This is a genomic window from Sphingomonas faeni (assembly GCF_003053745.1).
GTDB lineage: Bacteria > Pseudomonadota > Alphaproteobacteria > Sphingomonadales > Sphingomonadaceae > Sphingomonas > Sphingomonas faeni.
This window is the reverse complement of record NZ_QAYE01000010.1, coordinates 48608-70354: the sequence shown is the minus strand read 5'-3', so window position 1 is coordinate 70354 and position 21747 is coordinate 48608. Positions and strand designations below refer to the sequence as shown.

The following is a 21747-nucleotide window of genomic DNA, read 5'->3' as shown; positions in this document are numbered from 1 at the left end:
TGGATCGCGGCTTGCTGCGTTGGGGATGCGATGACGACTCCAACGCTTCTCTGGCTGCGCCAGGACCTCCGCCTTCACGATCACCCCGCGCTGATCGCCGCCGCGCATGCCGGGCCGGTGATCCCCGTATACGTGCTCGACGACGACGCGCCGGGAAAGTGGAAGATGGGCGGCGCTCAGCGGTGGTGGCTGCACCACACGCTCGACTCGTTTGCCAAGTCGCTGGCGGACAAGGGATCGAAGCTGGTCCTGCGACGCGGTGATGCGGTCGAGGTGCTGACGGTATTGATGAAGGAAACCGGTGCCGAGCAGGTGCATGCGATCCGACATTACGAGCCTTGGTGGCGGAAGGCCGAAGCAGCGCTTGGCGATCGGCTGTGCCTGCATGACGGTAACCATCTGGCCCGCGTCGAGGACGTGAAGACGGGGTCGGGCGGGCAGTTCAAGGTGTATTCGTCGTTCTGGAAGACGCTGAACCAGATGATGCCGCCAAGCGACCCCGAGCCTGCGCCGCGAACGATTCCGGCGCCGTCGAAATGGCCGAAGAGCGAGACGCTCGCGGAGTGGGACCTGCTGCCGACCAAGCCGGACTGGTCGACCGGGTTCGGCGACTGGACGCCGGGCGAGGCGCAGGCGCTGAAGAATGCGAAGGCGATGGCGCCGATCGTCGAGCCGTATGACGTCGATCGCAACATGCCGTCGATCGAGGGCACCTCGCGCCTGTCGCCGCACCTGCACTTCGGCGAGATTTCGCCGCGTGCGGTGTGGCATGCCGTCGATGGTCACGGTGACGCGACGACGTTCCGCAAGGAACTCGCGTGGCGCGATTTCACCGATGGCGTCGTGCTGACGATGCCGGACTACGGCGATACGAACGGTCGATCCAAGTTCGACAAGCTCCCTTGGCGCTCGGGCAAGGAGGCCGAGGCGGACCTGAAGGCGTGGCAGGAGGGCAGGACCGGCTATCCGATCGTCGATGCCGGAATGCGACAGCTCTGGGCGACCGGGTGGATGCATAACCGCGTGCGGATGATTACCGCCAGTTTCCTGGTGAAGCATCTACTGGTCGACTGGCGCGAGGGGGAGCGCTGGTTCTGGGACTGCCTGGTCGACGCGGATTACGGGAATAATTCGGTGAACTGGCAATGGGTCGCCGGGACAGGCGTTGATTCGAACATGTTCGGGCGTATCATGGCGCCGCTGACGCAGTCGGAGAAGTTCGATGCGGGCGACTATATCCGTGAGTGGGTGCCGGAACTGGCGAAGGTGACCGGCGAAGCGATCCATGATCCGGAGGAGTCGGGGTGTCGCCCTAAGGCGTACCCGGCGAAGATCGTCGGCCACCGCGAAGCCCGCGAGCGGGCGCTCCAAGCCGGGCGGCATGCGCGGTAGGGCCACATCTGCTCCCCCCCCCTGGAAGGGAGGGGGCGGGGGTGGGTTGGCCGGTTCGAGCCGACGACCGTCGACCAAGCGGAACCCGACCCACCCCCAACCCCTCCCTTCCAGGGAGGGGAGTGCGTTGTGGCCTTGGTTACGTTCCAGCCGTTTCCGCGCCGACGGCTCTTTCCTAGCCGGCGCCCGTGTTGCATGGAGCGCCGCGATGACCGCCGTTCCCGCTTTCGACGATGTGCCCGCCGCGCAGGTTTCCTCGGTCGCGCGCCTCGTCGCGCCGGTGTTCCACCGCCTGCTCGACCGGATCGACGCAGGGCTTGAGAGCGGCGGGATCGATGCGCGACTGCCCGACGGCACCCGTCGGCTGATCGGCGGTCGGGCTCCGGGTCCTTTGCCGGTCGTCATCGTACATCGCTGGCGCGCGCTGGTCCGTCTGGCTACCGCGGGGTCGGTCGGCTGGTACGAGGGCTGGGCGGCAGGCGACTGGTCGAGCCCCGATCCGGTGCCGCTGTTCGACCTGTTCATGCGGAACCGCCGCTCGCTCGGGAGTTCGGCACGGTCGGGCGGCGTGGTGCGGCTGGCGGCGCGGGCGTGGCACCGGATGCGGCGCAACGATCCGACCGGATCGCGGAAGAACATCGCGGCGCATTATGACCTCGGCAACGACTTTTACGAGACGTGGCTTGATCCCAGCCTGACCTATTCGAGCGCGATCTTTGCCGAGCCGATGGACGATGCCGAACCGCATGAGGCGGCGCAGGCGACCAAGCTGCGCGCGATCCTGGACCGGACCGGCGCGCGGGCTGGTGATACGATCCTGGAGATCGGCTGCGGCTGGGGATCGTTCGCCGAAATGGCGGCGCGCGCGGGGATCGGCGTGCATGCGCTGACACTGTCGATTGAGCAGAAGCGGCAGGTCGACGAGCGGATCGCGGCGGCGGGGCTCGACGGGGTGCAGGTGGCGCTGACCGATTACCGCGACGTCACCGGGACCTATGATGCGGTGGCGAGTATCGAGATGGTCGAGGCGGTCGGCGAGGAATATTGGCCGGTCTATCTCGACGCGATCGCGCGCGCGTTGAAGCCGGGCGGGCGCGCGGCGTTGCAGTATATCTCGATCGACGATGCGATCTTCGATTCCTATTCGCGGAGTGTCGACTTCATCCAGCGCTACGTGTTTCCGGGCGGGATGCTGCTGTCGGAGCCGCGGTTTCGCGCGCTTGCGGAGGCGCGGGGGCTCGCGTGGGAGGACCGGCGCGGGTTCGGGCTGCATTATGCCGAGACGTTGCGGCGGTGGCGGGTCGCGTTCGATGCCGCGGTTGCGGAAGGGCGGTTGCCGGCGCGGTTCGATGCGCGGTTCGTCGCGTTGTGGCGCTACTATCTGATGTACTGCGAAGGCGGGTTTCTCGGCGGCGGGATCGACGTCGCGCAGGTTACGCTGGTGAAGCGGTAGCGTTTTCCTGCGTACGCAGGAACCCAGGGTAACGGGCGGTAGCGATTGTGATCCTGGGCTCCTGCGTTCGCAGGAGAACGGTTAGGCTACCCGCTCGAAATGCCCAGCTTCGAAGCCTTCGATCGCCAGCGCGACGATGCGGTCGGCCACGACTGTCGGCTCCTTGACCGAGTTCGGGTCCTCGCCCGGATACGCCCGCGCCCGCATCTTGGTCCGCGTCGCGCCGGGATCGACGATCGCGGTGCGGATGGCGCTGATCTCGGCCATCTCGTCCCCATACGCGCCGAGGAGCGTCTCAAATGCCGCCTTCGAAGCGCCGTAGAGGCCCCAATACGCGCGAGGCTTGCGGCCGACGCTGGAGGTCACGCCGATCACTCTGGCCGACTTGGCCTTCTTCAGCATCGTGTCGAACGCAGCGATCATGGCCGCCTGCGCGCTGACGTTGAGCGTCAGCACCTGCGCCATTTCCTTCTGATCGATCGCCGGCACCGACGACAGCGAACCGAGCATGCCCGCGTTGAGCACAAGGATGTCGAGCGCATCCCAGCGATCGCCGATCGCCGTCGCGAGACGGGCAATGGCTTCGCTCTCCGCCAAGTCGAGAGGCGCGATCGTCGCCGAACCGCCGGCCGCATGGATCGTCGCCTCGACCTCTTCGAGACCGCCGGGGGTCCGCGCAGTCAGGACGACATGCGCGCCCTTTGCCGCCAGCGCGATCGCGGTTGCGGCACCAATTCCGCGGCTGGCACCGGTGACCAAGGCCAGCCGGCCTTCGAGAGGCTTGTCCGTCATATCAGCTCCGAAACTATCAGATGACGCGTTCGGCGAGCATCGCGAACTGATCGACTTCCGAGCCTTCGTCATGGTCGGTCAGCGTCGTCGGATAATCCCCGGTGAAGCACGCATCGCAATATTTCGGGCGAACATCCGCGCGCTTCGCCTCGCCCAGCGCCTTGTAGAGGCCGTCGATCGAGATGAAGTTGAGGCTGTCGGCGTGAATGAAGCCGGTCATGCCGCCGAGATCGAGCTTGGCCGCGAGCAGCTTCTCGCGCTCGGGCGTGTCGACGCCGTAGAAACACGAATGTCGCGTCGGCGGGCTGGCGATCCGCATATGGACTTCGGCCGCACCGGCTTCGCGCATCATCTCGACGATCTTGAGCGAGGTCGTGCCGCGGACGATCGAATCGTCGACGAGGATGACCCGCTTGCCCTTGATCAGCGCGCGGTTGGCGTTGTGCTTGAGCTTCACGCCGAGGTGGCGGACCTTGTCGCCCGGCGAGATGAAGGTGCGGCCGACATAATGCGAGCGGATGATGCCGAGCTCGAACGGGATGCCCGATTGCTGCGCATAGCCGATCGCCGCTGGCGTGCCCGAATCAGGCACCGGAATGACGAGATCGGCATCGACCGGCGATTCGATTGCGAGCTGCGCGCCGATCGCTTTCCGCACCGAATAGATCGAGTGATCGTCGACGATCGAATCGGGGCGCGAGAAATACACCCATTCGAAGATGCACGGTCGCGCCGCCATCGGCGCGAACGGGCGGATCGAGCGAATCTCGGAACCCTGGACGATGACCAGTTCGCCCGGCTCGATCGCGCGGACGAAGGTGGCACCGACGACGTCGAGCGCGACGGTCTCGGAGGCGAAGATCACCGCATCGCCGAGCTTGCCCATCACCAGCGGACGGATGCCGAGCGGATCGCGGCAGGCAATCATACCCTCTGGCGTCATCACGATCAGCGAGTACGCGCCTTCGATCTGCTTCAGCGCATCGATGAAGCGATCGAGCAGCGTGCGGTAGTTCGAGGTCGCGACGAGGTGGATGATCGTCTCGGTATCGCTGGTCGACTGGAAGATCGACCCGCGGCGGACAAGCTCGCGTCGCAGCCGCATCGCGTTGGAGATGTTGCCGTTATGCGCGATCGCGAAGCCACCGGTCGACAGCTCGGCATAGAGCGGCTGGACGTTGCGCAAGGCCGTCTCGCCGGTCGTCGAATAGCGGACATGACCGCAGGCAACCGTGCCCGGCAGCGACCGGATCACGTCGTCGCGGTCGAAGTTTCCGGCGACGTGTCCCATCGCGCGGTGCGTATGGAAATGCGCGCCGTCGAAGGTCGTGATGCCGGCGGCTTCCTGGCCGCGGTGCTGCAACGCGTGCAGCCCCAGAGCTACGAGCGCGGCTGCGCCATCGGTGGCCGAAACGCCAAACACCCCGCATTCTTCGCGGAGTTTGTCGTCATCATAAGGGTTTGTCGTCAGCATGCCGGTTCTCACGTCGTGCGGAAGCTGCCCTATACGAGCGGATCGTCGGCTTGTCGCCTGTTTGTAATAACATTGCGCGGATCGTTTTGAGGGGGCGGTCGCATCGGTGCGGGTTTCGGGTATATCCGGGGCATGACACACAGCCGCGACACGGGCCTGACGCTCGATCCGAAATTCGATTCCGCCGGGCTCCTGACCGCGGTCGTCACCGATCGCGTATCGGGCGACGTGCTGATGGTCGCGCACATGAATGCGGAGGCGCTCGCGGAAACGCAGGCGACCGGCGAGGCGCATTTCTGGTCGCGCAGTCGGGAGAAGCTCTGGAAGAAGGGCGAGACGTCGGGGAACGTGCTGCGTGTCGCCGAGCTGCGGATCGATTGCGACCAAGATGCGGTCTGGGTGATCGCCGATGCGGCGGGCCCGGCGTGCCATACCGGCGAGCGCACCTGCTTCTTCCGGCGGATCGAAGGGGGCAGACTGGTGCCGGCCGAATGAAGCGGGCGTTGCTGCTCGCACTGATGCTCGGCGGGTGTGGGCGCGAGCCAGCGACCGCGGTGGTGGACAGCGCGGGCGCTCGGCTCGAGGCTGCGGCCGAGACGGCGGGAATTGTGCCCGACCCGGACGCGCCGCTGCAAGGATCGTGGGCGCGCGATACGGACCGGGTCTGCGTCGTCGGCACTGAGAAGACCGCACGGATCGGCGTGAGCGTCGACTATGGCGAGGATCAGGCGTGCGCCGCGTCGGGAACCGTTGAGCGGTCGGGCGATGCGCTGAAACTCGCGTTCGGCGGGTGCAAGTTCGACGCACGCTTCGATGGCGATCGCATCGTGTTTCCGGCCGAAGTCCCCGAAGCCTGCGAGTCGCTTTGCACCGGCCGCGCCTCGCTCGCGGCACTGACCGTCGACCGGCTCAGCGAATCGCGATCGGAGGCTGCGACGCTACGGTCGACGAAGGGAAAGTTGCTTTGCGACAATTGACGTTGACGTAAACGAGAGCTATTTCTCCGGGGATGGCGACACAAGCATCCCCTCGTTTGCAGGCGACCCCGCAATCCTACGCGGTGATCGAGCCGCGGCATGATCGCGAAAGCTTCACGATCTCCGATCTCTCCGCCGAGTTCGACGTCACCGCGCGAGCGCTGCGGTTCTACGAGGACGAGGGGCTTATCGCGCCCGAGCGTCGCGGGACTCAGCGCATCTATTCGCACCGTGATCGCGCGCGCCTAGCCTGGATCCTGCGCGGCAAGCGCGTCGGGTTCAGCCTCGGCGAGATCCGCGAGATGATCGACCTCTACGATCTCGGCGACGGTCGCCGTGCGCAGCGCCAGGTCGTGATCGAGCGCAGCCAGGCGCGGATCGCGCTGCTGACCGCGCAGAAGCGCGACATCGATCTCGCCATCGACGAACTCACCAGTTTCGTGGCCCTCCTCGAAGTGAGCCGCGCCCAGGACAACCAAGGATAAACCATGCCCCAGTATACGCCCCCCGTCCGCGACACGCGTTTCGTCCTCGAGCATGTCGTCGGCCTCGATCGCTACAATAATCTCCCCGGCTTCGATGCGGCCTCGCCCGACGTCGTCGACGCAGTGCTCGAAGAAGGCGGCAAGTTTGTCGCCGAAGTGCTGTTCCCGCTCAACCTGTCGGGCGACCAGCAGGGTTGCACGCGGCACGAGGACGGCTCGGTAACGACGCCGGACGGCTTCAAGGAAGCGTATAAGCAGTATGTCGAGAGCGGCTGGGCGACGCTCGGCAACCAGCCCGAATATGGCGGGCAGGGGATGCCGCACGTCGTGTCGACCGCGTTCCAGGAATACATGATCTCGTCGAACATGGCGTTCGCGATGTATCCCGGGCTCACGCACGGCGCGATCGCCGCGCTGATCGCCAAGGGCTCGAACGCGCAGAAGGCGATGTACGTGCCGAAGATGGTGTCGGGCGAATGGGGTGGGACGATGAACCTGACCGAGCCGCAGTGCGGCACCGATCTGGGCCTGATCCGCACCAAGGCCGAGCCTCAGGCGGATGGCTCGTACGCGATCACTGGTACGAAGATCTTCATCTCGTCGGGCGAGCATGACCTGACCGAGAACATCATCCACCTCGTGCTGGCCAAGACGCCGGGCGCACCGGACAGCTCGAAGGGCATCTCGCTGTTCGTGGTGCCGAAGTTCCTGGTGAACGAGGACGGTTCGCTGGGTGCGCGCAACGGTGTCACCTGCGGGTCGATCGAGCACAAGATGGGCATTCACGCAAATTCGACCTGCGTGATGAACTATGACTCGGCGACCGGCTGGCTGGTCGGCGAGGAGATGAAGGGTCTCGCGGCGATGTTCATCATGATGAACGCCGCGCGTCTCGGCGTCGGCCTCCAGGGGCTTGGCGTGGCGGAAGTCGCCTACCAGAACGCCGTCCAGTACGCGCAGGACCGTCGCCAGGGCCGTGCGCTGACCGGGCCGAAGGAGCCGCAGGAGAAGGCGGACACGCTGTTCGTCCATCCCGACATCCGCCGCATGCTGATGGAGGGCAAGTCGCTGACCGAGGGCCTGCGCGCGCTGATCCTGTGGACCGCGCTCCAGGCCGATCTCGAGCATCACGCCGAGACAGAGGAAGAGCGCCAGCTGGCCGGCGACATCATCAGCCTGCTGACCCCGGTCATCAAGGGCTATGGCACCGACATGGGCTATGCGATCGCGACCAACGCGCAGCAGGTGTACGGCGGCCACGGCTACATCGCCGAATGGGGCATGGAGCAGTATGTCCGGGATGCGCGGATCGCGATGATCTACGAGGGCACCAACGGTGTCCAGGCGATGGATCTGGTCGGGCGGAAACTCGCTCAGAATGGCGGGCGCGGGATCCAGGCGTTCTTCAAGCTGGCCGCAGACGACGTCGCTGCGGCGAAGGCCGATCCGGCGACGGCGGTGTTTGCCGACGCGCTGGAGAAGGCGAACGGCCAGCTTCAGGCGGCGACGATGTGGTTCATGGCGAACGGCATGAAGAACCCCGAGAACGTCGGCGCGGGCGCGGTCAGCTACATGCATCTGATGGGCATCGTCGCGGTCGGCGTCATGTGGCTGCGGATGGCGGTCGCTGCGGCGAAGCTGAAGGCAGCGGGTGAGGGCGAGACTGCGTTCCTCGACGCCAAGCTGGTGACGGCGCGCTTCTACGCCGAGCGAATCCTGCCGGATGCGGGCGCGCTGCGTCGCAAGATCGAGGGTGGTGCGGAGTCGCTGATGGCGCTCCCGCCTGAAATGTTCATGGCGGCTTGATAGGCAGGGCCTTCTGCTCCCCTCCCTGAAAGGGAGGGGCAGGGGGTGGGTTGGCTTCCGCGTATTCGAACTGTTGCGACATGAGCGGGCCGACCCACCCCCAACCCCTCCCTTTGAGGGAGGGGGGCAGGTTGCGCTCTTACTTTGGCGTGGCGGCAGGTGTTGACGGGGTTGTTTGGAGAGGCGGGGCAGCAACTACCGTCTTCCGCCGTACGCCGTTCAACTCGACAGCCACGGGTCCAGCAGGCACAACCGCAGCAGGCACCGGTACGGCCGTCAGCGTCGCCTGAACCTTCATGCACTGCGCAGGGTCGGCTCGTTTGAACTGGCGGCAGTTCCACAACGACTTTTCGTAATTGCTCGACCGGTCGCGCAGGTAGCTGAACCCCAGCGCGGCGGTCTGGGCGGGCGCCAAAGGCAGCGACGTCGCCGCCTTGCTACCGTCCGTCCACGCCATGTAGCGGCAGAACGGCTTGTCCCCGCACGCCTGTGCCGCGAGCGCAATGAGTCCGTCGGACGTCTGGCCACGGGGCAGGGCTACGAGGATAGTATCGCCATCGACTGGCGCCGCGGGAGCAGCCGTCGTTTCGGTAACTGGTCCAAACCCCATCGCGATCGAAGCCTCCGCCAGCGCCGCATCCGCCTCAGCCAACGCAGCGCCGGTTTTGTGCGCGTCCGACAGCTCGGCAAGCTGGGCGATGACCGGCTCGACGGTCTCCGGATGACGGCCGAACGCAGGCGGCGTGCCCCACCAGCCCGACCAGCGGAAGAACAGGTGCGTGTTCACCGCGGTGATCTTGTCGAGGCTGGACTGCCAGTACGGCACGACCCAGTCGGTATGGTAATGCGTGGCGTAGCCGACCTGCTTGAATACCGCCCCGGATAGCGACGCCGCAGCCACTTCGCGCGCGCGACGCCAGGCGTCGCCGGTCGGATGCCACCGCTTGAGGGCGCCGTCGCAGCTGAAGCTGAACTGGCAACCGGTCGAGCGGTCCTGCCCCTCGAACACGACGCCGCACACGGTTTTCGGGAAGGCTGGGTGATGCAGGCGGTTGAGGACGACCTGCGCGACCGCGCGTTCGCCGAGCGTGTCGTCGCCGGCCTCGTAGAGAATGCCCGCCGCCATGCAGTCGGTCGCGCGCGCCAGATCCTCCGGACCGCCGGCGAAGCGGAACGGCCGCGCCGCCGGATTCGGATCGGTCGAGAACGGCACGGTCGCGTTGAACGCACGCGCGTCCTCGGGGCTGAGATCGACGAACTTGACCGGCTCGACCTCAGGCACTTCGGCTTGCGGCACGACCCGGCCTGCGGGCAGCTTCACCCGCTTCGAGGCGTGGACGATCGTGGGCGGGTTGGCGACGACCAGCGCAGGCCCGACGATCGCCAGCGCGGAGATGCCGACGAGAGTGGCGCGCAGCACATTGGTGCCGCGCGCGGAAAGCTCTGCTGTCACTGTTCGGGCAGGAAGTCCGGGACCGACAGATAGCGCTCGCCGGTATCGTAGTTGAACCCGAGAACGCGCACGTTGTCAGGCAGATCGGGGAGCTTCTGAAGGATCGCTGCGAGCGTCGCGCCCGAGCTGATGCCGACCAGCATGCCCTCTTCGCTCGCACAGCGACGCGCCATGTCCTTTGCCACCGCGGCGTCGACCTCGATCACGCCGTCGAGCGCCTGGGTGTGCAGGTTCACCGGGATGAAGCCTGCACCGATGCCCTGGATCGGGTGCGGGCCGGGCTGGCCACCGGCGATGACCGGCGAGGCGGCGGGCTCGACCGCGTAGACCTTGAGCGAAGGCCATTCCTTCTTCAGCGCCTCGGCGACGCCGGTGATATGGCCGCCGGTGCCGACGCCGGTGATGATCACGTCGATCGGCGTATCGCGGAAGTCGGCGAGGATTTCCTGTGCGGTCGTAGCGACATGCACGGCGATGTTCGCAGGGTTTTCGAACTGCTGCGGCATCCACGAGCCGGGCGTCTGCTCGACCAGTTCCTTCGCACGCTCGATCGCGCCCTTCATGCCCTTCTCGCGTGGAGTCAGGTCGAAGGTCGCGCCATAGGCTAGCATGAGGCGGCGGCGTTCGATCGACATGCTCTCGGGCATGACGAGGACGATCTTGTATCCCTTCACCGCGGCGACGAGCGCCAGGCCGATGCCGGTGTTGCCGCTGGTCGGCTCGATGATCGTACCGCCGGGCTGGAGGTGGCCGTCCTTCTCCGCCGCCTCAATCATCGCGAGCGCGATGCGGTCCTTGATCGAGCCGCCGGGATTCGAGCGCTCGGACTTTACCCAGACTTCGGATTCGGGGAACAGCTTCGACAGGCGGACGTGCGGCGTGTTGCCGATCGTATCGAGGATCGAGTTGGCCTTCATGGCTTGGCTTCTCCGTGTTCGGGTTCGGTCTCTAGGATCTCTGGGGGATCAAAGGTTTTCGCGCGGCCTAGTTCCGGGAACAGTCGCGCCCAGCCGATCGTGATCGCAATAGCACCGACGCCGCCGAACACCACTGCACCGACCGGACCGAGCAGCGACGCCATCACGCCGCTCTCGAATTCACCGAGTTCGTTCGAGGCCGAAATAGTGAGCTGCGATACCGCGCTGACGCGGCCGCGCATCGCGTCGGGCGTGTGGAGCTGGATCAGCGACTGGCGGACATAGACCGAGATCATGTCCGCGCCGCCCGCGACGATCAGCGCGACGAGGCTGAGGGCGAAGGCGGGCTGGACGGGAATGCCGCCGATCGTACCGGGCGCGATGCCGATCAGGTTTACGATCGGCGTCGCGACGCCGAAGGTGAGGATCGCGAGGCCGAACACGACGACGGCGATCAGCATCTTCACGCCGACATTGGTGCTCATCGGGCGGACCGAGAACCACACGGCGGTAATCGCAGCACCGATCCCCATGCCCGCCGCGAGAACGCCGAGCCCCTGCGAGCCGACGTGGAGGATGTCGCGCGAGTAGACCGGGAGCAGCGACGTCGCGCCGGCGAGCAGCACCGCGAACAAATCGAGCGTGATCGTCGCGAGGACTAGGCGGTTGCGGCGGACATAGGTGAAGCCCTCGATGATGCGGGCGAGGGGACGGTGGTCGGTCTGCGCGGCGGGCTGCGGCACTGGGCCGATCAGGAACATGAAGAGGAGCGCGACGACGAACAGGATCGTCGCGACGCCGTAGGCGACCTCCGGGTGGATCGCGTAGAGGAGGCCACCGACGCTGGGGCCCGCGATCGTGCCGACCTGCCACGCGATCGAGCTGATCGCGATCGCGGTCGGGAGGACGGCGCGGGGGACGAGGTTGGGGGCGAGCGCGGAATAGGCTGGACCGGAGAAGGCTCGGGCGACGCCGAAGGCTACCGCAGCCACGAACAGCACGCCAAGCGTGAGGTGGCCGGTCCAGGTCAGCAACCACAATGTCGCGGCGGTGAGCACCAGCAGCGCGGTCGTGCCGCGGACGATCCAGCGGCGGTCGAAGCTGTCCGCGACCAGGCCGGTGATCGGGGTGAGCAGGAACAGCGGCACGAACTGCGCGAACCCGATCATCCCAAGCATGAAGGCGGCCTGACGGATGTCCATCGTCTCGCGGGCGATGTTGTAGACCTGCCAGCCGATCACGATCGACATCGCGCTGACCGCGATGGTGCCGGTAAAGCGGGACAGCCAATAGGCGCGGAAATTGGCGATCCGGAGGGGATGCTGGTGGGGGTCTGTGGTGGAGTCCATTGCGGCTGGCTCTAGGCTTAGGTGAACGGGCAGGGCAACCGGAGCTTTGCTTGGGGTGGGGATAGTGGCCTGAGCAGAGGTGACCCAACCGAAGAAAGCTTGTTCCCCGCGAAGGCGGGAGCCCAGTCTGGGCTCCCGCCTTCGCGGGAGAACAAGGAGGCAGGAACCACCGTGCGTGGGTAGACCTGCGTCTACCACCCCCCCTTCATCACTCCAGCACCACCCCGGCGAAGGCCGGGGCCCAACTGGGAGGACGTCGCCAACTGAGCGATGCGCGTCGTTACTGCAACCTTACCAATTGGGTCCCGGCCTTCGCCGGGGTGGTTTGCTCGTGCGGTAGGGCTCGCGCGACCTATCGAGCGCCCCATCCCAAGCCCCCAAACTAACATACCCCAGACGGGAATTGATGTTCCGCCCCGTCCGCGCCTATAGGCTCCCTCAACTCCCCTACGGAAAACGAGGTTTCCCACATCGTGGCCAAGACCCCCCCACCAGCACGCGCAATCGCCGAACCGCCGATTACGAACCGCGAACGACCGGCCGAACCAAAGCCGTACGAGGCGTCGAAGGACGAACTGCTCGAAATGTATCGGCAGATGCTGCTGATCCGTCGTTTCGAGGAAAAAGCGGGCCAGCTCTATGGCTTGGGCCTGATCGGCGGCTTCTGCCATCTGTATATCGGCCAGGAAGCCGTCGCTGTCGGCCTGCAGTCCGCGCTCAACGGCGAGACCGATTCGGTGATCACCGGCTACCGCGATCACGGCCATATGCTCGCCTACGGGATCGACCCGAAGGTGATCATGGCCGAGCTGACCGGGCGCAATTCGGGGATCTCGAAGGGCAAGGGCGGGTCGATGCACATGTTCTCGACCGAGCATAAATTCTATGGCGGCCACGGCATCGTCGGTGCGCAGGTGTCGCTCGGCACCGGCCTCGCGTTCAAGCATAAATACTCGAACGACGGCGGCATCTGCATGGCCTATTTCGGCGATGGCGCCGCGAACCAGGGCCAGGTGTACGAGAGCTTCAACATGGCCGAGCTGTGGAAGCTCCCGATCATCTTCGTGATCGAGAACAACCAGTACGCCATGGGCACCAGCGTCAACCGCGCCTCGGCCGAGGACCAGCTGTATCGCCGCGGCGAGAGCTTCCGCATTCCCGGCATCCAGGTCGACGGCATGGACGTGCTGGCCTGCCGCGGTGCCGCTGAGGAAGCGCTGGCGTGGGTCCGCGCGGGCAAGGGCCCTGTCATCCTCGAGATGAAGACCTACCGTTACCGTGGCCATTCGATGTCCGATCCGGCGAAGTACCGTACGCGAGACGAGGTCCAGGCGGTTCGCGACAAGTCGGATCCAATCGATCACATGAAGAAGCTGCTCGACGCGCAGGGCGTGACCGAGGCGGACCTCAAGTCCCTTGAACAGGAAATCAGGAAAATCGTGAACGAAGCCGCCGATTTCGCCGAGCAGACCCCGGAGCCGGATGCTGCCGAGCTCTACACCGACGTTCTGGTGGAGAAGTACTGATGGCAATCGAGATCAAGATGCCCGCGCTCTCCCCGACGATGGAAGAGGGCACGCTTGCCAAGTGGCTCGTCAAGGAAGGCGATAGCGTTAAGTCGGGCGACATCCTCGCGGAGATCGAGACCGACAAGGCGACGATGGAGTTCGAGGCGATCGACGAAGGCACGATCGGTTCGATCGCCGTCGCCGAGGGTACCGACAACGTGAAGGTCGGCACCGTCATCGCGACGATCCTCGAAGAGGGCGAGAGCGCAAGCGACGCCAAGCCTGCCGAAACGCGCTCCGGCGAGGCGGCCAACGCCGCGCCGAAGGAAACGCCATCGGACGACAAGGCTCCCCCGGTTCCCGAAGGCGCCTCACCCGCCAAGGCCGAGAGCGGCACGCAGCAGCTCGTCGCATCGGCCGAGAAGGTCGGCATCTCCGACCCGGCAATCCCCGAGGGCACCGAGATGGTCAAGACGACCGTCCGCGAAGCGCTGCGCGATGCGATGGCCGAGGAAATGCGCGAGGACGACCGCGTCTTCGTGATGGGCGAGGAAGTCGCGCAGTATCAGGGCGCGTACAAGGTCACGCAGGGGCTGCTCGACGAGTTCGGCGACCGTCGCGTGATCGACACGCCGATCACCGAATACGGCTTTGCCGGCATCGGTGCGGGCGCGGCGATGGGCGGCCTTCGCCCGATCGTCGAGTTCATGACCTTCAACTTCGCGTTGCAGGCGATCGACCACATCATCAACTCGGCGGCCAAGACCAACTACATGTCGGGCGGCCAGATGCGCTGCCCGATCGTGTTCCGCGGTCCCAACGGCGCGGCGTCGCGCGTGGGTGCACAGCATTCGCACAACTTCGCGGCCTGGTATGCGAGCGTCCCCGGCCTGATCGTGATCGCGCCGTATGACGCTGCGGACGCGAAGGGCCTGCTCAAGGCCGCGATCCGCACCGAGGATCCGGTCGTGTTCCTCGAGAACGAGCTGATGTACGGTCGCAGCTTCGACGTCCCCAAGCTCGACAACCACGTCCTGCCGATCGGCAAGGCGCGGATCGTCCGAGAGGGCAAGGACGTCACGATCGTCAGCTACTCGATCGGCGTCGGCATTTCGCTCGAAGCCGCCGAGAAGCTCGCCGAAGAGGGCATCGACGCGGAGGTCATCGACCTGCGCACGCTGCGCCCGCTCGACACCGAGACGGTCCTGAAGAGCCTCGCCAAGACCAACCGCATGATCATCGTCGAAGAGAATTGGGCGACCTGCTCGATCGCTTCGGAGATCGTTTCGGTGGTGATGGAGCACGGCTTCGACGACCTCGACGCACCTGTGCTGCGCGTCACCAACGAAGACGTGCCGATGCCCTATGCGGCGAACCTCGAAAAGCTGATGCTGGTCGACGTCGCGAAGGTCGTGACGGCAGTGAAGAAGGTTACTTACAAGAAGTGATCGAAGGTGCAGTCGCGGCCTCACGCGGCGACTGCACCTCAGCTCGTGTATTTGTTGCAGGTCATCAGTGTGGCCGCCGGTGACGGATTGTAGACCTGGCCGAAATCGCGCCGGTCGCGGACGATGAACGATGCGATGTAGCGGAGCTTGGCCGCCCCGTTGGGCAGCCATCCGGTGCCGACTACCGGCTTGTAGTCGTAGTTGATCTCGACGAACATCACGCCCGAATTGTTGGGTGATACGACCTTGGCACCGGTCTCGCCCATACCACCGGGGATGACGCTCCCCGGATGGGATGCCGAATTGTCCGCGCCTGACATACTGGTGTTGACCCCCGCGGTTGGATCATAGGGCGCGGTGGTGCTGTCGGCAGCGGCCGGAGAGCCGCCCGATATCGTCGTACGACCATAGGTCGAATCATAGCCGGCACCGGATTTCATGCCGAGGCACCGTTGCCAGTGTATCGTCTGCTTGCCATCCTTGTCAGCCTCCAGGCTGGACAAGGTGATACGTCCACGGTTGGTGAGATCCCATGCCGCCCCCTGGGTTCTGGCGGCGGCAAAAACGTCGTTGATATCCACTTCGCGCAGTTGCTGGGTTACCAGCGTACTCTGGACGCCGACGCGCGAGGCGTTGTCGGCAAGATTGAGCGCAACTTGGCTGACGCGTAGATTGGCGAGCGCGAGATTGGCAGTCTCGACACCCCATAGACCGAGCGTGACGACCAAAGGCGCGGTGAAGGCGAACTCGAGCAACGCAAGCCCTGATCGATCGTCGCGAAAACGACGGGCGAATGCCGTTGCGCGGTCATACACGGTGATCAGGTACATATGTTCTTCACCGTGACGACGGACTGTGAGGCATAGGGCTGGTTCTTCAGGAACGTCTTGGCGACGATCGTCTGGGTGGGTGCGGCACCAAAGAAACTGGCGACGGGAAAGAGCCGCGGATAGCTGATCTTGACCGTGTAGAGCGTGACGTCGTTGGCACCGCCCTGTCCGGATGTGCCGGGATCGGTATCATACGTTCGGTTGCCGTTGATGTCGTCGAAGCACTCCTTGGCATCGCGCACGCCGTTGCCGTTCGTATCGGTAAACGGCTCGGGCTTTGCCGAAGTGAACGTCGCATAATTCGTGCGCTTGGGCGGGCCGACGAAGCTGGCGCCGGATGAGATCGTTTTTACCATGTCGAGCACGGACTGGTCGATCGCGTCGGCGTTGTCCGCCCCGCCCTGGATCGCAGAATCGCGACCTGCTTTTTGGATCGCACCTTCCAGGATCGATTGCGCATAGACCTGATACATCAGTTCGCCCAACCCCATGATCATGGCGAGCATGACGGGGAGGACCATCGCGAATTCGATCACCGTCACGCCGCGCCGGTCGCTGCTGAAATGGCGAAATATGTCGAACTTCCTCACTTCGAGATCCGCAGCATGGCGACCTGATTGGCGATCGACTTGAACGCCGCCTGCAGCGAGTCATTGTCGCTGGCGTAATAGGCCTGTCCGGGGGAGGCGCACGCGGTCAGTTGCGTCGTCAGCGTCTGGCCGAACCCGACCACGAACACCTTGATGTTGCGCGCCTTGGCTGCAGTACATTCGGCGACGAACCGCGCATTGTGATCGTCGAGTTGATCCGAAGAGTCGCCGCCGGTGACACGCTTGTCGTAGCGTTCAATGCCATACATTCCGTAGAGGTCGTAGTTCGGCGTCATGTCGCCATCGGTCATGAATACGATGTAGCGGTTCGGCGCGGATCGACCCGGCCAAGGTGCAGTATCCGCAGCGAACATACCGGTCGGTGAGATCATCCGGGTACCCCAGATCATGCCGGTATCGTGATACGTGCCGCCTTGTGCCTTGAAGTCGCTGGCGTTGACGTAATCATCGACGTCGTCTCGAGACAATTTCGCCAGGCGTTGCACCTTCTTGCCGCAGGACACGTAACCGAACGATATGTTCTTGTTCCAGGCCGGCGTCGGGTTGGCGATCATATTGGTGTACGCGGTCATCTGCTGATCGTTCGCGTTGACATAGTAATCGCCATAGGGCGTCGCGCTGTTACCCGCATAGGTAACGCCGTTGTTCGTCGCCGACGTGCCTGTGCCGCGGTAATAAATCACATCGGGCCACATCGGCCGCCAGCGCGTGTCGTCATTCGTTGCCGGCAGATCGGGATCGAGATCGGCGGGCAGGCTGCTCTGGTTGAACGACGACGCGCCTGCGGTCGTGGTGCGCTCTTCGATACAGCCCTGCCACTTTGCGGTCGTGCCGGTAATCTTGCTCGGATCGGGAACAGCGACGCCCGTAATGTACTTGCTGACGTCGTAGTTGACCTGAGTGTAAAACCAGTTGGGCTTCACCGGTTGCGACGTCACGGTGCAGGTGCCTACGTTCGACGTCGAGGTATTCCCCGTCCAAGCCACGGTCGAGGCCGTTGCGGTGCCCGACGTCGTATAGCCACTGGATGGAGACCGTACCGCATACCCGTTACAGGCCGATTGCGTGATGTTCTTGTACGTCGTGGTGCTGCTTTGGCCGTTGTTCGCATCGCCGATGATTCTGCGGCTCTCGTAATTCCACGTCTTCACGAGATTGTCCGGGGACAGGCTCGTCAGCGCGTAGCCCGCGTTGACCGTCGATGTGTAGGTAACGAAGCCGTAGCGGATGTTCGTGGTCGGATCGACGTTGCCGGCCAGCGTATCGTAGAAATTGAGCACGGCGCTGCGCAAGCCAGACAATTTCGACTCGCTTTTTTCGGTGACGTAGTAGCCGGTATTGCCGTCGTCCTGCCGATAAGACACGACAGGCTGGCTGCAGCCCCCCGTACCGTCCGCGGTCGTACAAGCCATGGACCCGGTCGTATCGAGCACGAACATGATGTCGGCGTCGGCAACATCGTAACGTGCTTCGCATTTTACGCTCAGCGTCACATCGGGAGCGCCGAACATCTTCATGATGGTCATCGGGACCGATGAACTTGCAACGCCCGCGACCTGCTGATCGGTTGTTTTCGACGGCGTGAAGATTGCGGTCTTCGTGCCCATCCAACCGAGGCGGAAATTGTTCTTGAAGAATGCATTCGCCTGGTCGGTGGCGGTCTTGTCCAGCGACGTGAGGTTGCTGCTGGTCATGAATTTGCGCCCGGCGAGGGCGCCAGCATCGCAAGCCTGCTGAAGGCGGACCTTCACGACATACAGCCGCGCGACGTCGATTGCGGAACCGGCCAGCGCAGCCAGCGGGATCATCGCTGCCGCCATGATTGCGATGGTATTGCCGCGCACGTCGTTACGCAGCCGACCGAGAACGGTCGTCGCCTTTATCGTCTGCATGCCGTGCTTCGTGGTCATGGGTATCCCGACAGGATCATCATCGATCTCGCCGCGTCATGCGGCACGACCCCGTAAGCCGGGCTCAAAAAATATGGTTAAGTGAGTAGTAACTAGGTCATGCCAAATGATGCGGGATGATCGACGCGATCGGGGGCGCTATGGGCAAGGCATGACCTCCGCCGATCCGGGCCATGCCCTTGCTCTGAGTTACGCTCCGCCGGCCGCGCGGGTCGCACTGGAAACGCTGTTTGTGCTCGATGACCGACTTGCGACGATCGTTCGTTCCACGCGCGAGCCTCTGGTCGGGCAGATGCGGCTGACCTGGTGGCACGAAGCGTTGACGCGACTGGACTCGGCACCCGCGCCACAAGAGCCTGTGCTGCAAGCGATTGCGCTAACGGTGTTGCCAGGCGGCGTATCCGGAACGTCGCTCGCGGCGATGACCGATGGTTGGGAGACGCTACTGCAGGCGGAGGTAGATCCGGCGACGATCGAAGCCTTTGCTATCGAACGGGGCGGCCGGTTGTTCGAAGCGGCGTCGAGGATCCTTGGCGTCGAGGACCGGCGGATCGGTATCGCAGGCGAAGGATGGGCGCTCGTCGATCTCTCCCGAAGCGTGACAGATACGTCGCTGGCCAACCTCGCGCGGTCATTGGCCCATGCGCGGTTTGAAACGGCGTTCGGGGCGCGGTGGCCGCGGGCTGCCCGATCGCTGGGTGCCGTCGCGCTGCTGGCGCAGTTCGACAACGCTGCGGCAATGGGCGGTTCGCCGGGGCCGACACGGCGCGTGGCTCGGTTGGCGTGGCACAGACTGACCGGATACTGACCAATCGGATGGGGATCGTCCGCGGCTAGGCCTAGCGTGCGCGCTGGGCAATGGGGGCGGCGGCGATGTGGCGGTATCTGGCGGGTGGGGCGGCGGTGATCGCGTTGATCGCTGCGGGGTTCATGTTTTTTAGCGGGAAGGCGCGGCCGGGTCCGCTGCTACCGCCGCAGCCGATGGCACAGGTGAGCGGCGGCACGGGCGCATCCGATCCGCTACCCGATGCCGCGCCCGAGGCGACCGAAAAGACCCGCGAGCAGAAGCGGTTCGATCGCTACGACAAGGACCGCGATGCCAAGATCACGCGCGAGGAATATCTGGTCCAGCGGCGCAAGGCCTACGCGCGGCTGGACGTCGATGGCGACGGCAAGCTGTCGTTCGACGAATGGGCGGTGAAGGCGACGACCAAGTTCGCCGACGCCGACCGTGACAAATCCGGCGCGATGACCGCCCCGGAATTTGCCACGACGGCGGTCAAGCGGAAGGGGCCAGCTCGGGTGAATTGTCCGCCGGCTCAGCCTGTTGCCGAGGAGAGTTGAGCCACTCTGCGAGCGCCGCGCGACCGCGATCGGTGTACATCCGCTTGCGATCCGCCTTCTTGGTGCGGCCCGTGATCGGCGGGAACAGCCCGAAGTTCACGTTCATCGGCTGATACGTCTCGACCTCTGCGCCGCCGGTAATGTGGCCGAGCAGCGCGCCGAGCGCGGTTGCGTAGGGCGGGGGCGTCAGCGTCTTGCCGGTGAGTTCGGCCGCCGCGAACAACCCCGCGAGCATGCCGATCCCGCAGCTCTCGATATACCCTTCGCAGCCAGTGATCTGGCCAGCGAAGCGGATGTTCGGGCGCGACTTCAACCGCAGCGTCTCGTCGAGCAGTTCCGGCGAGCGGATGAACGTGTTGCGGTGCAGGCCGCCCAGTCGCGCGAACTCGGCATTCTCCAGCCCGGGGATCGTCCGGAACAGGCGGACTTGGTCGGCGTGCTTCATCTTGGTCTGGAAGCCGACGATGTTCCACAGCGTGCCCTGCGCATTGTCCTGGCGAAGCTGGACGACGGCGTGCGGCCAGCGCCCGGTCTTCGGGTTGTCGAGCCCGACCGGCTTCATCGGGCCATAGCGCAGCGTATCGACGCCGCGCTCCGCCATCACCTCGATCGGCATGCAGCCGTCGAAATACGGCGTGTCCTTCTCCCATTCCTTGAACGGGGTCTTCTCGCCGTCGATCAGGCCCTGGTGGAAGGCCAGATACTGGTCCTTGTCCATCGGGCAGTTGATGTAGTCCTTGCCCTCGCCCTTGTCCCAGCGCGACGCGAACCACGCGGTGTCCATGTCGATCGAATCGCGGTGCACGATCGGCGCGAGCGCGTCGAAGAAGGCGAGCGCCTCGCGGCCGGTCTCCGCGCCGATCCCCGCGGCAAGCGAGGCGGCGGTGAGGGGACCGGTGGCGATGATCGTCGGGCCATCCGGCAATGCGTCGATGCGTTCGCGGACAAGCGTGATGTTCGGGTGTTGGTCGATCGCCTCCGTCACGCTGGCCGAGAAATTGTCGCGGTCGACGGCGAGTGCGGAGCCGGCGGGGACGCGGTGGATGTCCGCCTGCCGCATGATCAGCGAGCCGAGCGTACGGAGTTCCTGATGGAGCAGGCCGACCGCGTTGGCTTCGGCATCGTCCGAGCGGAAGCTGTTCGAGCAGACGAGTTCGGCGAGGCCGTCGGTCTGGTGCGCGGGCGTCTCTTCGCCGCTGCCGCGCATTTCGGACAGGCGGACCTTGAGGCCGGCTTCGGCGAGTTGCCAGGCAGCTTCGGAACCGGCGAGCCCGCCGCCGATGACATGGATATCGTGGGTCATTCGGATCAGATAGCGTCGGACGCTTGCCGTGTCAGGTCCGCAATACCACTTCGCCTGCATGACAGACCCGACGAAGATCTTCACGATCGGCTATGAGGCCACGACGATGGCCGATTTCCTCGCGGCCTTGAAGGCGGCGGGGGTGGAGCGGGTGATCGACGTCCGCGCTCTCCCGCTGTCGCGGCGACCAGGGTTTTCGAAGACCTCGCTCGCCGCGTCGCTGCGCGAGGTCGAGATCGATTACGTGCACCTGAAGGCTTTGGGAACGCCAAAGCGCGGGCGCGATGCGGCCAAGAAGGGCGACGTCGCGACGCTGACCGCGGTGTATGACGAACAGCTCGAGCTTCCCGAGGCGCAGGCGGCCGCAGCGATCATGCTCGGGCTGGCGGCCGAAAAGCCGAGCGCGTTGCTGTGTTACGAACGTGACCCGTGCCATTGCCACCGTACCTTGCTGCTGCAGGCGGTAGGCGAGGGGGCCGAAGTGGTGGATCTGTTCACCTAGAAGAGGTCAAACTCGCTTCAAACGCTCCATCATCCTGACGACAGTCAGGATGACGGGCGGGGGTTCTGGGCCGAATGTTGCATTGAGCCTCACGCGCCGCTAACGAGCACCCATTCGCCCTGGACCCGGTGCAATTCCGGGTGGCTATTCCGGCCGCCGATCCGCCGGACAACGCAACGACGCCTCTGAAGTG

At 64.9% G+C, this 21747-nt stretch carries 20 protein-coding genes and 1 other annotated feature; of the genes, 11 read left to right on the top strand and 9 right to left on the bottom strand.

All coding sequences use genetic code 11. The features are described 5' to 3' along the window. Positions 1-30: 30 nt before the first annotated feature. Positions 31-1392, top strand: a complete 1362-nt coding sequence (locus C8J25_RS17365; RefSeq protein WP_107955626.1) for a cryptochrome/photolyase family protein — start codon at positions 31-33, stop codon at positions 1390-1392. A gap of 208 nt (positions 1393-1600) precedes the next feature. Beyond that, positions 1601-2845, top strand: coding sequence for an SAM-dependent methyltransferase (locus C8J25_RS17360; protein WP_107955625.1), 1245 nt, complete (start codon positions 1601-1603; stop codon positions 2843-2845). 81 nt (positions 2846-2926) lie between these two features. On the opposite strand, the gene C8J25_RS17355 is transcribed toward C8J25_RS17360, so the two are convergent. Together C8J25_RS17355 and purF are read right to left on the bottom strand one after the other, a co-directional pair. Continuing rightward, a complete protein-coding gene (locus tag C8J25_RS17355) occupies positions 2927-3637 on the bottom strand; it encodes an SDR family NAD(P)-dependent oxidoreductase (RefSeq protein ID WP_107955624.1) in 711 nt (236 codons plus the stop codon). A gap of 16 nt (positions 3638-3653) precedes the next feature. Beyond that, positions 3654-5111: an amidophosphoribosyltransferase gene (gene purF / locus C8J25_RS17350; protein ID WP_056058607.1), complete on the bottom strand. Its 1458-nt coding sequence runs from the start codon at positions 5109-5111 to the stop codon at positions 3654-3656. Between the two features lie 132 nt (positions 5112-5243). Between purF and hisI the strand changes: the two genes are divergently transcribed. The 4 genes from hisI to C8J25_RS17330 are packed head-to-tail and all read left to right on the top strand — an operon-like array spanning position 5244 to position 8379. Beyond that, positions 5244-5606, top strand: coding sequence for a phosphoribosyl-AMP cyclohydrolase (hisI, locus tag C8J25_RS17345; RefSeq protein WP_060525717.1), 363 nt, complete (start codon positions 5244-5246; stop codon positions 5604-5606). Beyond that, on the top strand, positions 5603-6088 hold the full coding sequence (locus tag C8J25_RS17340) for a hypothetical protein (RefSeq protein WP_107955623.1): 486 nt from the start codon (positions 5603-5605) through the stop codon (positions 6086-6088). Before hisI ends, C8J25_RS17340 begins: the two co-directional genes overlap by 4 nt. Before the next feature lie 32 nt (positions 6089-6120). Next, a complete protein-coding gene (locus C8J25_RS17335) occupies positions 6121-6573 on the top strand; it encodes a MerR family transcriptional regulator (RefSeq protein WP_056049049.1) in 453 nt (150 codons plus the stop codon). 3 nt (positions 6574-6576) lie between these two features. Beyond that, positions 6577-8379, top strand: a complete 1803-nt coding sequence (locus tag C8J25_RS17330) for an acyl-CoA dehydrogenase C-terminal domain-containing protein (RefSeq protein WP_107955622.1) — start codon at positions 6577-6579, stop codon at positions 8377-8379. Positions 8380-8518: 139 nt separating this feature from the next. Here C8J25_RS17330 and C8J25_RS17325 read toward each other — a convergent pair whose 3' ends face one another. From C8J25_RS17325 to C8J25_RS17315, 3 genes are read right to left on the bottom strand one after another with little or no spacing between them, the layout of a single operon-like run. Further along, positions 8519-9832, bottom strand: a complete 1314-nt coding sequence (locus tag C8J25_RS17325; protein WP_244187183.1) for a cell wall hydrolase — start codon at positions 9830-9832, stop codon at positions 8519-8521. Then, positions 9829-10749, bottom strand: a complete 921-nt coding sequence (gene cysK, locus C8J25_RS17320) for a cysteine synthase A (protein WP_107955621.1) — start codon at positions 10747-10749, stop codon at positions 9829-9831. The genes C8J25_RS17325 and cysK overlap by 4 nt, the downstream gene beginning before the upstream one ends. Continuing rightward, complete coding sequence (locus C8J25_RS17315) at positions 10746-12098, bottom strand: MFS transporter (RefSeq protein ID WP_107955620.1); 1353 nt, start codon at positions 12096-12098, stop codon at positions 10746-10748. Before C8J25_RS17315 ends, cysK begins: the two co-directional genes overlap by 4 nt. A 473-nt stretch (positions 12099-12571) precedes the next feature. On the opposite strand from C8J25_RS17315, the gene pdhA reads away from it, so the two are divergent. Together pdhA and C8J25_RS17305 are read left to right on the top strand one after the other, a co-directional pair. Further along, complete coding sequence (gene pdhA, locus C8J25_RS17310; protein ID WP_056048766.1) at positions 12572-13624, top strand: pyruvate dehydrogenase (acetyl-transferring) E1 component subunit alpha; 1053 nt, start codon at positions 12572-12574, stop codon at positions 13622-13624. Beyond that, the gene (locus C8J25_RS17305; protein WP_107955619.1) at positions 13624-15054 is read left to right on the top strand and encodes a pyruvate dehydrogenase complex E1 component subunit beta; all 1431 of its coding nucleotides are present in this window, start codon (positions 13624-13626) and stop codon (positions 15052-15054) included. Before pdhA ends, C8J25_RS17305 begins: the two co-directional genes overlap by 1 nt. A gap of 38 nt (positions 15055-15092) precedes the next feature. Here the strand turns inward: C8J25_RS17305 and C8J25_RS17300 are convergent, their stop codons facing one another. The 3 genes from C8J25_RS17300 to C8J25_RS17290 are packed head-to-tail and all read right to left on the bottom strand — an operon-like array spanning position 15093 to position 18405. Further along, positions 15093-15884 carry a TadE/TadG family type IV pilus assembly protein gene (locus C8J25_RS17300; RefSeq protein WP_107955618.1) on the bottom strand — a complete coding sequence of 264 codons (792 nt, stop codon included), beginning with the start codon at positions 15882-15884 and terminating at the stop codon, positions 15093-15095. Continuing rightward, positions 15875-16474: a TadE/TadG family type IV pilus assembly protein gene (locus C8J25_RS17295; RefSeq protein ID WP_244187182.1), complete on the bottom strand. Its 600-nt coding sequence runs from the start codon at positions 16472-16474 to the stop codon at positions 15875-15877. Before C8J25_RS17295 ends, C8J25_RS17300 begins: the two co-directional genes overlap by 10 nt. Beyond that, positions 16471-18405: a TadE/TadG family type IV pilus assembly protein gene (locus C8J25_RS17290; RefSeq protein ID WP_107955617.1), complete on the bottom strand. Its 1935-nt coding sequence runs from the start codon at positions 18403-18405 to the stop codon at positions 16471-16473. The genes C8J25_RS17295 and C8J25_RS17290 overlap by 4 nt, the downstream gene beginning before the upstream one ends. A gap of 151 nt (positions 18406-18556) precedes the next feature. On the opposite strand from C8J25_RS17290, the gene C8J25_RS17285 reads away from it, so the two are divergent. Further along, the gene (locus C8J25_RS17285) at positions 18557-19213 is read left to right on the top strand and encodes a squalene/phytoene synthase family protein (protein WP_107955616.1); all 657 of its coding nucleotides are present in this window, start codon (positions 18557-18559) and stop codon (positions 19211-19213) included. A gap of 65 nt (positions 19214-19278) precedes the next feature. Then, the gene (locus C8J25_RS17280) at positions 19279-19749 is read left to right on the top strand and encodes an EF-hand domain-containing protein (RefSeq protein WP_107955679.1); all 471 of its coding nucleotides are present in this window, start codon (positions 19279-19281) and stop codon (positions 19747-19749) included. On the opposite strand, the gene trmFO is transcribed toward C8J25_RS17280, so the two are convergent. Next, positions 19685-21052, bottom strand: coding sequence for a methylenetetrahydrofolate--tRNA-(uracil(54)-C(5))-methyltransferase (FADH(2)-oxidizing) TrmFO (gene trmFO, locus C8J25_RS17275; protein WP_107955678.1), 1368 nt, complete (start codon positions 21050-21052; stop codon positions 19685-19687). The two genes, C8J25_RS17280 and trmFO, sit on opposite strands and share 65 nt — an antisense overlap. A gap of 58 nt (positions 21053-21110) precedes the next feature. On the opposite strand from trmFO, the gene C8J25_RS17270 reads away from it, so the two are divergent. Then, positions 21111-21554 (top strand): DUF488 domain-containing protein, encoded by a 444-nt coding sequence (locus tag C8J25_RS17270; RefSeq protein ID WP_107955615.1) that lies wholly within the window; start codon positions 21111-21113, stop codon positions 21552-21554. 118 nt (positions 21555-21672) lie between these two features. Continuing rightward, positions 21673-21728: a sequence feature (sul1 is cis-regulatory element that is thought to sense ions involved in sulfur or methionine metabolism; They are found in Alphaproteobacteria), on the top strand. Positions 21729-21747: the final 19 nt, after the last annotated feature.